This is a genomic window from Pseudanabaena sp. PCC 9330 (assembly GCF_055795045.1).
Window position 1 is genome coordinate 35828 of sequence record NZ_JAYFES010000080.1, and the last position, 13543, is coordinate 49370.

Annotated in this window: 13 protein-coding genes; 6 read left to right on the top strand and 7 right to left on the bottom strand. The window is 59.8% G+C overall.

Features of this window, described 5'->3' with window-relative positions:
* Positions 1–111: 111 nt before the first annotated feature.
* Together AC0QKW_RS07000 and rpsT are read right to left on the bottom strand one after the other, a co-directional pair.
* Positions 112–954: a TatD family hydrolase gene (locus AC0QKW_RS07000; protein ID WP_473150345.1), complete on the bottom strand. Its 843-nt coding sequence runs from the start codon at positions 952–954 to the stop codon at positions 112–114.
* A 61-nt stretch (positions 955–1015) separates the two neighbouring features.
* Positions 1016–1318 carry a 30S ribosomal protein S20 gene (gene rpsT / locus AC0QKW_RS07005; protein WP_473150346.1) on the bottom strand — a complete coding sequence of 101 codons (303 nt, stop codon included), beginning with the start codon at positions 1316–1318 and terminating at the stop codon, positions 1016–1018.
* Between the two features lie 211 nt (positions 1319–1529).
* Between rpsT and hisD the strand changes: the two genes are divergently transcribed.
* The gene (hisD, locus tag AC0QKW_RS07010) at positions 1530–2837 is read left to right on the top strand and encodes a histidinol dehydrogenase (RefSeq protein ID WP_473150347.1); all 1308 of its coding nucleotides are present in this window, start codon (positions 1530–1532) and stop codon (positions 2835–2837) included.
* Positions 2838–2879: 42 nt separating this feature from the next.
* On the opposite strand, the gene AC0QKW_RS07015 is transcribed toward hisD, so the two are convergent.
* The 4 genes from AC0QKW_RS07015 to modA form a co-directional block, all read right to left on the bottom strand.
* Positions 2880–4037: a substrate-binding domain-containing protein gene (locus AC0QKW_RS07015; protein WP_473150348.1), complete on the bottom strand. Its 1158-nt coding sequence runs from the start codon at positions 4035–4037 to the stop codon at positions 2880–2882.
* A 71-nt stretch (positions 4038–4108) separates the two neighbouring features.
* Positions 4109–5179: a sulfate/molybdate ABC transporter ATP-binding protein gene (locus AC0QKW_RS07020; RefSeq protein WP_473150349.1), complete on the bottom strand. Its 1071-nt coding sequence runs from the start codon at positions 5177–5179 to the stop codon at positions 4109–4111.
* Positions 5180–5188: 9 nt separating this feature from the next.
* Positions 5189–5893, bottom strand: a complete 705-nt coding sequence (gene modB / locus AC0QKW_RS07025) for a molybdate ABC transporter permease subunit (RefSeq protein WP_473150350.1) — start codon at positions 5891–5893, stop codon at positions 5189–5191.
* Positions 5890–6726, bottom strand: a complete 837-nt coding sequence (modA, locus tag AC0QKW_RS07030; protein WP_473150351.1) for a molybdate ABC transporter substrate-binding protein — start codon at positions 6724–6726, stop codon at positions 5890–5892. The genes modB and modA overlap by 4 nt, the downstream gene beginning before the upstream one ends.
* Before the next feature lie 206 nt (positions 6727–6932).
* Between modA and AC0QKW_RS07035 the strand changes: the two genes are divergently transcribed.
* From AC0QKW_RS07035 to AC0QKW_RS07045, 3 genes are all read left to right on the top strand, one after another.
* Positions 6933–8579, top strand: a complete 1647-nt coding sequence (locus tag AC0QKW_RS07035; RefSeq protein ID WP_473150352.1) for a CTP synthase — start codon at positions 6933–6935, stop codon at positions 8577–8579.
* Between the two features lie 90 nt (positions 8580–8669).
* Positions 8670–9872, top strand: a complete 1203-nt coding sequence (locus AC0QKW_RS07040; protein ID WP_473150353.1) for an alpha/beta fold hydrolase — start codon at positions 8670–8672, stop codon at positions 9870–9872.
* 155 nt (positions 9873–10027) lie between these two features.
* On the top strand, positions 10028–11341 hold the full coding sequence (locus tag AC0QKW_RS07045) for a glycosyltransferase (protein ID WP_473150354.1): 1314 nt from the start codon (positions 10028–10030) through the stop codon (positions 11339–11341).
* A gap of 55 nt (positions 11342–11396) precedes the next feature.
* Here the strand turns inward: AC0QKW_RS07045 and hisB are convergent, their stop codons facing one another.
* Entirely contained in the window at positions 11397–12038 is a 642-nt protein-coding gene (hisB, locus tag AC0QKW_RS07050; RefSeq protein WP_473150355.1) for an imidazoleglycerol-phosphate dehydratase HisB, read from the bottom strand.
* Positions 12039–12244: 206 nt separating this feature from the next.
* On the opposite strand from hisB, the gene AC0QKW_RS07055 reads away from it, so the two are divergent.
* Entirely contained in the window at positions 12245–12715 is a 471-nt protein-coding gene (locus tag AC0QKW_RS07055) for a T3SS (YopN, CesT) and YbjN peptide-binding chaperone 1 (protein WP_473150356.1), read from the top strand.
* 91 nt (positions 12716–12806) lie between these two features.
* Positions 12807–13543 (top strand): peptidoglycan recognition protein family protein (locus AC0QKW_RS07060; protein WP_473150357.1); only part of this gene is annotated, 737 nt, incomplete at its 3' end.

Below are 13543 nucleotides of genomic sequence, written 5' to 3' on the forward strand. Positions count from 1 at the left end.
CGTCTGGAACAGGGGGAAAGGTGGTCTCAGCGATAGTGGAACGATGGGAAGCGCTCTGGAGGAATAGGACTCTTGGGGTTTGTTGACAAAACTAGAAACCCTCAAGCAACCCTAGCAGCCCGCCAGAGTGGTCATAGACAAGGCATTGGGCTGGGAGGTAGACAGCGGAATCAGGCTGGGTAGGTTGAACAAGGTCATAGCGTTATGGGTGGTGGTCTCAGCTAGGGTGCTGAACTCAACCTGGCGTAGCTGGGCTAGGTAAGCCGCCACATAGTAGACAAAGGCGGGTTGATTACGTCGCTCCTTACGCATGGGCTCTGGAGAGAGAAATGGACAGTCGGTTTCGATGAGGAGGCGATCGCTTGGCACCATTTGAGCCGAGGCTTTAACTTGGTGGGCATTTTTAAAGGTGACAATGCCACTGAAGCTGATGTAAAACCCCAGATCTAAAAACCACTGGGTCTCTTCAGCTGTGCCTGCCCAACAGTGCATTACCCCAGCGATCGGGCCGACGGTGCGCTGAAAGCTAGCAATCGTCTCTGCCGTAGCCCTAGCAGCATCTCGACAGTGGACGATCACAGGCAAGCCCAGTCGACTGGCGATCGCCAGCTGCTGCCAAAAGGCCTCGCGCTGGACTGCCTCATCGTCTGCCTTAAAGAAGTCAAGGCCAGTCTCGCCGATGGCGACCACCCTGGGGTCAGAGGCGGCCAGTCTCGCTATCTGAACGGCAACATCTGACGTCCATTTGTCCATGTCGAGGGGGTGCAGGCCCACGGACAAATAGAGCTCAGGAAAGCGATCGGCGATCGCCTGCATTGCGCCAAACTCCTCTGGCTCGACACAGGAATGAACCAAAGCCGAAACCCCGGCCTGTCGCCAGGCCCGGGCTACTTCGTCAAGATCCCCAGCAAACGTATCAAAATTGAGGTGTACGTGGGTATCGACCAGAGGCATAAGCAAGTGCAGTGACAAAAAACGGCAGGCAGGCCAACATATCTACATCTTAGAGATGGCCCTAGGATGCCGCCCCTGTCGCTTCTGTCGCCTTGAGCACTCGCGCTAGACGGGCCTTCTTGCGAGCCCCGGTATTGGGGTGCAGCACACCGCGCTTGACGGCTTTGTCGATTTTGCTGTAAGCCGCAGCCATGGTGACCTCTACCTGCTGCTTAGTCTCTGCGCCAGGAGTGGCCTGATGGGCTTCAACGGCAGCCAGATAGGATTTTGTCAGAGTTTTGACCGCTGACTTATAGGATCGGTTTTCGAGCCGATTGCGCTCGGCAATTTCAATTCGTTTCAGTGCAGACTTAATGTTTGCCACAACTCGCCCTAGCTTAAACAAGATTACATTGACTGGATAAATCATGTTAGCACCAATTGGCAGAATTGAATGCTTTGTCGCCAGATTGACCTTTGGATCGATTAGGATGATGGGGCGCTGGTATCGATCGCTGATCTGAGATGGCTCACCGTCTTGAAGGGGTGACCCTGGCGCTCTTCTGCTTGCTGGCTTATCTGGATTCTTGGCTGTAATGCTCCGCATCACCCATCAGCTAACCGAGGCGAAAACAGAGCTGCAACGCATCTGTGCTCGTACCCACGACGACCAGGTCGTCCACAAAGAAGCAACGGTGCGAGAGATCCTCCACAATGTTCGTCGCCAGGGAAATCAGGCTTTGGTGCAGTACACCGCAGACTTTGATGAACTGACGCTGGAGCCCAGTGCTTTGCGGTTCTCAGGGGCTGAGCTAGATGCTGCCTACCAGCAGGTTAGCAAGGGCCTGCTGGATGCAATTCGCTTAGCCTGCAAAAACGTAGAGTCGTTTCACCGACAGCGGTTACCTCAGAGCTGGGTGCAGTTTGAGGACAATGGCGTGGTGCTGGGCAAGCGCTATACGCCTGTTGATCGCGCTGGCATCTATGTTCCCGGTGGGCGGGCCTCCTATCCCAGTACGGTGATTATGAATGCGGTGCCGGCGCGGGTGGCAGGGGTTGGTCGGATTGTGATGATGACGCCGACTCCCAAGGGAATTGTTAACCCGGCGGTGCTGGTGGCAGCCCAGGAGGCGGGGGTTGCGGAAATTTATCGGGTGGGCGGTGCTCAGGCGATCGCTGCTTTGGCCTACGGCACCGAGACCATTCCTGCCGTAGATGTGATCACTGGCCCCGGCAATATCTATGTCACCCTGGCGAAAAAGCTGGTGTTTGGCACCGTGGGCATTGATTCTCTGGCAGGGCCATCAGAGGTGCTGGTGATTGCCGACCATACTGCCAACCCCGCCCATGTGGCCGCTGATCTATTGGCTCAGGCGGAGCATGATCCGATGGCGGCAGCAATTTTGATTACTCCCAGTGAGACCTTGGCGGAACGTGTGGCCGTGGAGGTCGATCGCCAACTCAGCGGCCACCCCCGCCAGACGCTGACTGAGAAATCTATTGCCAACTACGGACTAGCTGTGGTGGTCGACAATCTAGAGCAGGCGGCTGATCTTTCTAATGACTTTGCCCCTGAGCATTTGCAGCTAGAAGTGGCTGCCCCCTGGGATTTACTGGAGCGCATTCGTCACGCTGGGGCTATCTTTCTCGGCCACTCGACCCCTGAGGCCGTGGGCGACTATTTGGCTGGCCCCAACCACACCTTGCCCACTTCTGGGGCAGCCCGCTATGCCTCGCCGCTGTCGACAGAGACGTTTATGAAGCATTCCAGCCTGATTCAGTATTCACCGGAGGCCTTGCAGGGAGTGGCCGGAGCGATCGCCGTGCTGACTGAAACTGAGGGACTGCCCTCCCACGGCGACTCGGTACAGCGTCGGGTACAGTCGGATTTGGGGCAGGATTGATTGGATCGTGTCTAGTCCTCGGTTGCAGAGACAGTATCCTGCTCAGGTCTCGTCTAGGACGGTAGTTGGCTCTAGAGTCCTCAATATGTCGCCGGTCAGGCGGGTGTCGTAGCCACCCAGAGTAGCCAGTTGAGACAGCACGGGGCGATGGCCCAGGGTGCTGAGGAGCTGCTGCACCGGGGCTTCGTCGAGGTAGGGTTTGAGCGTGACCAGGTCATAGCGGGCGCGGTGCAGGGAAATAAACCCAAGGCCAGAGGCTGCTGCCACCGATGCTGTGCTGACGCCTGCGGTGGCTCGGCCTGTGGCGATCGCCTGGGCAACCTCCAGATGTCCCCCCACGATCTGGTCAAACCCCTTCACTGCCGAGGGTAGAATTTGGGCCTGCTGGAGCGATCGCTCCAGCAGCTGGCGGCTGCCCGACCCCAGTTCTCGGTTGATGAGAGTAACGTCGGGCCGGGCTAAGTCTGCAACGGTTTGTACGCCCAGGGGGTTGCCCGCCGCTACCAGCAACCCCTCATCCCAGGTGCCCAGGTTGATCAACACCGCTGGGGTATTTTGCAGGGCTGCCTGCACAAAGGGCACATTGTGGGCCTGGGTGATGGGGTCGTAGAGGTGCATGCCCGCTAGGTGCACCTCCCCCCGCAGCAGCCGCTGTAGGGCGTTCATGCTGTTGTCGAAGATCGAGTGGACACGCAGTTGGGGGTGCCAGCGTTCGGCGGCCCTCGCCCAGAGAGAAAGGGCCGGGGTGCACCCTGCTATCACCACGGTGTGGCGCAGGTTGTCTAGGTGATCCAGCAGTTTGATCGCCAGGGTGGAGGCTCCGGCTTGGTAAGTACCTTCGCCATCGGCGGGCACCATCTCCAATCGAAAGGCGTCTCGGCCCATCAGGGGGTGGGCCACCCAGCGCCCCCCTACCTGGGCCACGGTCCACCGCCGGGCTTGGCTAAGGGAGGCGGTTTGGGCGGGGGTGGCCTCCAGGTCAGCGGTGTTGGCCTCCAGCCAAAACAGATCTTCGATGGGGCACCCCAGCGCCTGGGCCAGCCGCAGGGCAACGGTAGTAGAGGGGGCGTACTGGCCCGATTCCACACCGCTGATGCTCTGGCGAGATACCCCGGCGATCGCGGCCAGATCTTGCTGACTCAGGCCCAGGCGCAGCCGAATTTGCTTCAGGTTGTTGCAGAGGTCGCGGTCTTGCTTCATGGGGGAGTACCAAATTTGGAATGCGCTATGTTGGCGGCGGCAGAGGCGATGCTGGGGCTCTTGGGCTGACGTTATCTTTGGCTCAGCAGTAGGAGTCTTTGGGGGGCGAGGCCCACGGGCCAAGGCTGCGGACGTTGATTAATCGCTGTCCATTGGTCTTTGAATACTTCTGCGCGCAGATGGTAGTCGTCGGCATCGGCGGGAGTTGCCCCCAGCTTGAGAAATACGGTCATGCGGTGGGGGGTTTCGCTGGTGTGGGCCACCCAGGCGGGAATGGCGTTAAGGGCATCGGGGCTATCTGGAAAGGTGATTTGATGGGCACGAATGCCCACGTGAGTGTGGTGGGATGCCACCACATCCTGGGTTTCGAGGGTGCAGTTCCAGGAGAGGGCGCGAACCTTGTGGGGAGCGAGGGAGTGGATAGGCGAGTAGTTTTTGCACCCTGTGAGCTGGGCCACGGCCAGGGTGCCGGGGTGGTCGAAGATGGCCTGCTTGGGGCCAAAGGCAGCCATGGACCCGGCGGAGAGCACCAGCAGAGGTTGGCAGACCCGGTAGACTTCTTCGAGGTTGTGGCTGACAAAAAGAGTGAGCCCCCCATAGCTGGCGAGGGTTTGAATCAGCTGCTGCTCTAGCTCGCTGCGCAGGTGGGTGTCGAGGGCCGAAAAGGGCTCATCTAGCAGCAACAGGTCAGGGGCGGGGGCCAGGGCTCTAGCCAGGGCCACCCGCTGCTGCTGGCCCCCCGAGAGCTGGTGGGGGTAGCGATCGCCCATCCCCGCCAATTTCACCAGGTCTAGCTGCTCCGCCACCTGTCGCTGCCGCGCCAGTTTTCCTGGCCCTCGCAGCCCGTAGGCGATGTTTTGAGCCACGGTGAGGTGGGGAAACAGGGCATAGTGCTGGAACAGGTAGCCGACGCGGCGATCGCGGCTGGGCAGGTCAATGCCACGGCGAGAGTCAAAGAGGATGCGATCGTTGAGCACGATGGTGCCCTGGGTGGGGGTTTCGATGCCGGCGATGCAGCGCAGGGTCATGCTCTTGCCCGAGCCCGAGCTGCCCAGCAGCCCCAGGGTCTCTCCCGTTAGCTCAAAGGCCACAGCGAGGGTGTAGCTGGGGAGTTGCTTTTGAATATCGACGATCAGCCGCATGGGCCTGTCCTAGCGTGTCGGTTCTACTGGATGGGTCTGTTCCCCCTGGCCGTACTCCTGCCGTCGCTCTAGCCATCGCACCCACCCCAGCAGCCCAAAGGCCAGGGTGGTCATAATCAGCACCATGACGTTGGCGAGGCCGTAGCGCTGGGCCTGCACAGCGTCGTAGATCGCCAGGGGCAGGGTCTGGGTACGACCGGGAATGCTGCCTGCCACCATCAGCGTGGCCCCAAACTCTCCCAGGGCCCTGGCCACGCTGAGACCAAAGCCCGCCAAGATGCCCCGGTAGGCCAGGGGCAGGGTGATGTGCCACAGCACCTCGGCTTCGGTGGAGCCCAGGGTGCGGGCGGCGGCCTCTAGCTCTGAGTTGACCCCGGCGATCGCCCCCCGAGTCGATTCCACCATCAGCGGCAGGGCGACTACGGCGGCGGCGATCGCCGCCCCCTGCCAGGTAAACAGCAGATCAACCCCTAGCCATTCCCTTACCGGGCTGCCTCGCCCCAGGCCCACCAGCAGAAAATAGCCCACTACGCTGGGGGGCAGCACCAGGGGCAAATTCAGCAGGGTAGACAGCAAAATTTGCCCCGGAAAGTGCTGTCTAGCCAGCAAAACCCCCAGACCCAGACCCACCACCACAATCAGGCCACTGGCCACGGCGGTGACCTGAATCGATAGCACCAGGGGCGGCCAGAGCAGCCGATCCAGGTCGTTCATCCGCCTTGCCCCTCAGCATCAGGGGCCTCCCCCGGCAGCAAAAAACCGTACTGCCGCATCAGCGGTCGGCCCTTTTCGCCGTTGATGAAGGCTGCAAACTGCTTTGCCTCATCGGGATGGGGGGCCTCTTTGGGCACCGCGAGCATTTGCTCTAGGGGGCTGTGCAATGCCTCGGGCACCAGCACCCAGTTGCCGGGCCGCTCGACGCTGGTGGCCAGGGCCGTGATGGCCACATCCACATTCCCCGTCTCGGCATACTGCTGGGTCTGCTGAATGTCGGCACCCAAAATGAGCTTGGGCTGAATCGCCTCCCACAGCCCCGCTGCTTGCAGGGCCTCGCGCGCAGCGACACCGTAGGGGGCATGGTCGGGGTTGGCGATCGCCACTCGTTGTACCTCCGGCTGCACCAAGTCCTCCAGGGTTTGGATGTCGAGGTTTCCCCCCTCCCGCTGCCAAAGGGTCAGCCGCCCCACCCCGTAGAGCGTCTTGGTGTCTGAGAGTATCAAGCCCTTGGCGTCTAGGTCTTCGATGAATTGTCGATTGGCCGCCGCAAACAGATCTACGGGTGCGCCCTGCTCGATCTGTTGGGCCAGTTGCCCACTAGAGCCCAGGTTAAAGGTCACGCGATGGCCCGTTTCCTGCTCCCACAGTTCACCGATGGCAGGAAAGACACGATTCAAACTCGCTGCCGCAGAAACGGTGAGCGTAACGGGGGCTGCGGGTGGGGTAGACTCATCCCCCGCCCCTGAAGTCGTTGACCTCAGGGCTGAGCCACCACAGGCCGTCAGCAAACCAACCAGGGCAACGGCCCAAAACCAGCCTCTCAGTCGCATCCTTTTCAAAGTCTAAGGCCCTTAGCGGTGAAGGAATGCAAGTATTATTATCACAATGCCAATATTCTTGCGCCTCGGCAAAGTCTATCGAGCTGCCCGCTCTCGTCACTGCCCCGGCCCTTGGCGACGGTGGTTGGCCCCGCTAGGCTGGTTATCCCTGTGGCACAATTGACAGGTTAATGTGCCTGGGGATGGGCTAAGCGGCTATGACGAAATTTGTGTTTGTAACCGGCGGGGTGGTGTCGAGTATTGGCAAGGGCATCGTGGCCGCTAGCCTGGGGCGACTGCTCAAGTCGCGCGACTACTCGGTGTCGATTCTCAAGCTCGACCCCTACCTCAACGTTGACCCCGGCACCATGAGCCCCTTTCAGCATGGGGAGGTGTTTGTCACTGAAGATGGGGCTGAGACGGACCTCGACCTAGGGCACTACGAGCGCTTCACCGACACGGCCATGTCGCGGCTCAACAGCGTCACCACCGGATCGATCTATCAGGCGGTGATCAACAAAGAGCGCCGGGGCGACTACCATGGGGGCACCGTGCAGGTGATTCCCCATATCACCAATGAGATTAAAGAGCGGGTGCATCGGGTGGCCCGCAACACCAACCCCGACGTGGTGATTACCGAAATTGGCGGCACCGTGGGCGATATTGAGTCGCTGCCGTTTTTAGAAGCCATTCGCCAGTTTCGCAAAGATGTGGGCCGTCAGGATGTGCTCTATATGCACGTCACCTTAGTGCCCTTCATAACCTCGGCGGGAGAGCTGAAGACCAAGCCCACTCAGCACTCGGTGAAGGAGCTGCGCTCCATCGGCATTCAGCCCGATATTTTGGTGTGCCGCTGCGAATGCCTGCTGCCCGAACCGATGAAGGAGAAGATTGCTGAGTTTTGTGATGTGCTGCCTGAGTCGGTGATTACCTGTCAGGATGCCAGCAGCATCTATGAAGTGCCGCTGAAGCTGGAAAAAGAGGGGCTGGCCCACCAGGCGCTGAAAATTTTGGCGATGGATCAGCGGCAGCCCCACTTGCACCAGTGGGAATCCCTGGTGGAGGGGCTCTACAGTTCTAGTCGCCCTTTGGACATCGCCATTGTGGGCAAGTACGTCAGCCTCAATGACGCCTACCTATCGGTAGTGGAGGCGCTCAGGCATGCGGCGATCGCCCATCGAGCTGCCCTCAACGTGCGCTGGGTAAATTCTGAAGACATTGAAGACAATGGCCCCGACGTTCACCTCAGCGGCGTCAACGGCATTTTGGTACCCGGCGGGTTTGGCTCGCGTGGCATTGGTGGCAAGGTGCAGGCGATTCAGTACGCTCGGGAGCGAGGCATTCCCTTTTTGGGGTTGTGCCTGGGCATGCAGTGCTCGGTGGTAGAGTGGGCCCGCCACGTAGCGCACCTAGATGGAGCCGACAGCTCCGAGTTTGCCCCCGACACCCCTAACCCCGTGATCAGCCTGCTGCCCGAACAGCAGGACGTGGTCGATCTGGGTGGCACTATGCGCCTGGGCCTCTACCCCTGCCGATTGACGCCCGACACCCTGGCCAGTCGCCTTTACGGCAAAGAGGTGGTCTACGAGCGCCATCGCCATCGCTACGAATTTAATAACGCCTATCGCAACTTGTTTATAGAATCGGGCTACAGGGTCAGCGGTACTTCTCCTGACGGGCGGCTGGTAGAAATCATCGAGCTGCCAGGGCACCCGTTTTTCATCGCCAGTCAGTTTCACCCCGAGTTTCAGTCGCGGCCCAGCGCTCCTCACCCACTGTTTATGGGGCTAGTCTATGCGGCGCTGGGAGACGCTGCGCCCCTGGTCTCTGCCCCCGTAGAGTTGGAGGCGATCGCTGAGGCCTAGCTGAGCGACAACGTTTACCCTCTTGGTGCCTGGCGGTCGAGTTGAAGCGCTCCCAGGACTTCCATAGCTGTTATGGAGTGAACTAGATCTATGGCTTCCCTAGAACGTAGCATCACAGCAGCTGGCTCGGTGGTGCCGACAGCAGCACAACTCCAGCAGACACGGCAGCGCCTTGATGCCCATATTCAAGCCATTGCCAGCAGCCCCGATCGCCGGGATGGCGCATTTCCTTACTACCTGTTCCACGAGGCTAACGCCCCGGTCAAGGGAACGGTGTTGATGTTCCATGGGTTTAGCGCCCAGCCCCACCAGATGGCCCGCCTGGCCGACTATCTGTTTCGCAACGGCTTCAATGTCTACCAGGCTACCCTGGCGGGCCATGCCTACCGCATACCTGACCAGTACTGGCCCCAGGTCGATCTCAAGCCTGAGATCTTGATGCCGCTGCGGGAAAAGGTAGCCGCTGACCCGGTGCTGCAACATTACCTAGCTAATCTGGCGGCGACCGCTGGCAATGTCACCCCATCGCCAGTGCAGATGGCGGGGCTGGTGGCCCGCCTGCGCCAGCTAGAGCCGCGCCTGCTCGACATTGTTGCGGCGATCGAGAGCAATAACAATCCCAACTTCGATCGCTACTTTGTATCGTCTCACCTCAACTATCTGACCGATGCCCAGGCCCGCCTGGCGGAGCTAGAGGCGCTGCCGGGGCCAGTGTACACCGTAGGGCTCTCGGTGGGCGGAGCCGTGGCCCTGGCTCTGGCGGCCCAAAACCCTCAGCGCGTGACCAAAGTGGTGGCCTTTGCGCCGCTGCTAGAAATCCACGACGTCAACCGCCGCCGCTACGTCAACCTGGCGGGACCGCTGGATATTCGGGAGGTGGGCTGGGATGATTTGCAGTTTCCCCTGGGCTGCTTTACCGGAGCTAATCGGTTTGGCTCATTTGTGCGCCGCAGCGAAAATCTGGCAGCCCTGCGCCCCAAATCGACCCTGATCATCTTGACTGAAAATGAAGATGCGGCTGACCTGCAAACCAATCAGAGTTTTGCCCGTTCCCTTGAGCGGGCGTCGATCTTCAAGCGCTACGACAACCACTTCTGCTATACCTTTCCCAGCGATGCGCTGGTGCCACATCCCATGGTTGACCCGCTGGAGGTCAGCCAAAATATGAGTAATGCCTACTGGAAACCGATGTACCAGGAGACTTTCCGATTTTTGACCACCACTGAGTTTAGGGCCAGTAGTTTGACCCAAATCAATGAGATTGCCGATCTCCCTGCGGTGCCACCGCTTTAGAGAACGGGAGTAGCTATTCGGTGAGCCCTGCCCCTGTTTAGCCAAGCGCATGAGCCAGAACGAGCACAGTCAGAACTGCCTTATCTCTCTAGGCGCAATTTAGAGAAACATGGGATGCTTACCGAGTAGGCCTCTGGCACCACCGGATAAATTCTATGACTCATTTTGGGTTACTGTGCCCGGCTGGGGTTGGGCATCTCAACTGCATGACCAGCCTTGGCTACGAGCTTAAGCAGCGCGGTCATGATGTCACCATGGTAGGTACGCTAGACGGCCAGGCCATTACCCTGGCCGCTGGTTTGGGGTTTCAGGCCGTGGGTGAGGATGTGTCTCCGGTGGGGACAATGGCCAGCGCGCTGGCTGAACTGGGTCAGCTGAGTGGTCTAGCGGCATTTCGCTACACCGTGGAGCTGTTTAAAAACGAGACGGTGCTGTTTTTTGAGGAGGCTCCGGCGGCGATCGCCCAGGCGGGTATCGAGGCACTGCTGATTGATCAGACCTCCTTTAGCGGCAGCACCATTGCTCAGCACTTGGGGCTGCCGTTTGTGAGTGTCGGCTGTGCCCTGTTGATCAACCGCGACCCCTGGGCACCGCCGTTCAACACCACCTGGGGTTATAGCCAGAGTCCGCTGGCAACCCTGCGCAACCAGCTGGGCTACGCGCTGCTGACTCGGGCTGCTCAGCCGATCACCACCGTGGTGCAACAGCAGCGGCAGGCCTGGGGGCTGTCGGCCTTCGCTCATCCAGAGGATCGATTTTCGAGCCTGGCTCAAATTTGTCAGCAGCCGCCAGCGTTTGAGTTTCCTCGAAAAGAGTTGCCCCAGTACGTACATTTTACCGGCCCCTATGGCAACCCGTTGAGCCGCGAACAGGTGCCCTTCCCCTGGGAAAAGCTGACCGGGCAGCCGCTGGTCTATGCGTCTCTGGGGACGGTGCAGAACCGCCTGGGGTACGTCTTTGGGGCGATCGCCGCCGCTTGCCAAGACCTCGATGTTCAGCTGGTGATGGCCCTGGGCGGCGGCATGGCAGCGGCGGATTTGGGTGATCTACCCGGCAACCCGCTGGTAGTAGGCTATGCCCCCCAGCTAGAACTCTTGCAGCGGGCCAGTTTAACCATTACCCATGCGGGGTTAAACACCACCTTAGAGTCTCTCAGCTACGGCGTGCCCATGGTGGCCATCCCGATCGCCAATGACCAGCCAGGGGTCGCCGCCCGCATCGCCTGGACGGGGACCGGGGAGGTGGTGCCGCTGAAAGGCATCGACAGCCGCAAACTTCGGGCCGCCATTGAAACCGTTTTGGGCAACCCATCCTATAGGAACAGTGCCCAGCAGCTACAAGCCTCGATGCACCAGGCGGGCGGGGCAGCCAAGGCAGCAGATATTGTGGAGCAGGCGATCGCCACTGGCCACCCGGTTTTGGCCGATGCCACCACCCGCCTCGCCGCCTTACCAGCGCCTAGAAAATAGAGGAAAGGGTCTGCTGGGGGTGGGCCAGGGTCGCGGCCCCCGGCCCCTGGGGAGCCTAGATCACACCCTTGGAGCTGGGGATCAGATGGGCCCGGCGAGAGTCCACTTCGGTGGCCATGCGCAGGGCGCGGGCAAAGGCTTTAAATGTGGCCTCAATAATGTGGTGGGAGTTGATGCCGTCAAGCTGGCGAATGTGTAGGGTCATTTGGCTGTGGTTGACCACGGCCACAAAAAACTCGCGCACCAGCTGGGTGTCGTAGGTGCCCACCCGCTGGGTGGGAATTTCTAGGCCGTAGCTGAGGTGGGGCCGACCTGAAAAATCGAGGGCCACCTGCACCAGCGACTCATCGAGGGGGGCGACGAAGTGGCCAAAACGGGTAATGCCTTTGCGATCGCCCAGGGCCTGGTGCAGCGCCATACCCAGGGTAATGCCCACATCTTCATTGGTGTGGTGGTCGTCAATCTCAATGTCGCCCGTGGCCCGCACCACCAAGTCGATCAGCCCGTGGGAGGCAATCTGGTGCAGCATGTGGTCAAGGAATGGAATGCCCGTGTCGGCCTCGCACTGGCCAGTGCCATCTAGACTCAAACTCACCTGCACATCAGTTTCGCCCGTGGTGCGGCTGACGGTGGCTTGGCGACTGGGAGCGGTGAGGCTAGGGGCCGGGGCCGAACGCGGACGATCTTGGATTTGCATGGCAAGTTCTTGACGGATAATGCTCTATTTTAATGGAGTCTGGCCGTTCTCGGGGTTAGCGATGGCCACTCCGCAGGCAGCGGGTGATGTGTCCTATCCCCACCAGAATGACCGGTCAGGATGAGACAATAGGACTACGGCTTGAGTTAATGTAATTGCCATCTCTTTTATAGATAGGGGAAGAGGATGGCTCCGGACGCAGGCCAGTGACCCATTCTTTACGGATCGCTATGGAGTTTAGAACCCCTGGACAGAAAACGGTATACCACCGCATTCTGCCCTGGATGCACGAGTTGTTTGGCGAATCACTGGTCGTCTTTGAGGATGAACCCCTGTTCATTGTCAATCTAGGGTCGGCGGTGGCCTCGACTCGCGTAGTGCCCTGGCACAAAGACGAAACCCTGATTACCAGCCGAGCTTACGTGGTCACCGACATTGACCTGACCCCTGAGCTCAGCTACTACCTACTCCGGGAAAACAACGGTATCTACTTTGGCCGATTTGCCTACGATGCCGAAGATGACATTGTGTTTGAGCATAGCCTGGTAGGCGAAAGCTGCGATCGCCTGGAGCTAAATCATTCTGTCACCACCGTAATTCGCATCGCCGACAGCTACGACGATGAGATTGTCGCCCGCTGGGGCGGCAAACGCGCCCTCGATCGCTGGGCGTCATGACCAATTTCACCAAAGCTTGACCTGTCATTTCGCCCATTTCGCGCTACAAAGTAACCTGACAGCGCATTAATGACGCACAGGAGAGGTTGCCGTGGCACGTCGCTGGATTTTAGCTGGCTTGGGGGGAATGTTGGTGCTGCTGCTGGGGCTAGGCATGAGCCCCGCTCAGGCGTCGGGGCCGCTCCAGCCTCGGCTGACGGTGACCGGTCTACCGCCGATACAAACCGTCGATAGCCCAAAAATTCAAAGCCTTAAGGCGATGCAGCCCGGCCCTACAGATTTTGCGGTGCCCGAGAGTACCCTGGCCCAAGCGGCTCCACCACGCCAGGTAACGGCGTTGGCACACCCGAGTAACTACGGCGATCGCTTTGCCACTGACATTGAGGGCCGAGTCCTGCAAAACGACTTCATTGCGGTGCTGCACGAAACCGTAGGGTCGGCCCAGAGCGCGCTCAATCTGTTTCGCACCAACCACCCCCGCGACGCCGATCAGGTCAGCTACCATACCCTGATTGGCCGCGATGGCACCGTTTACTACATCGTGCCCCCAGAGAAACGAGCCTTTGGGGCGGGTAACTCAGTGTTCAACGGCTCCAATGGCCCTGAAACTGTACGCACCAACCCGGCCTTTCCGCCGTCAGTGAACAATTTCGCTTACCACATTTCCCTAGAGACCCCAGGGGACGGCTTCAATAACCGCCGCAGCCATAGCGGCTACACCCAAGCCCAGTACAGATCTCTCGCTTGGTTGCTGGCCCAGACCACGATTCCGGACGGTCGCATCACCACTCACCAGGCGGTCGATCGCTCCGGCAACCGTATGGATCC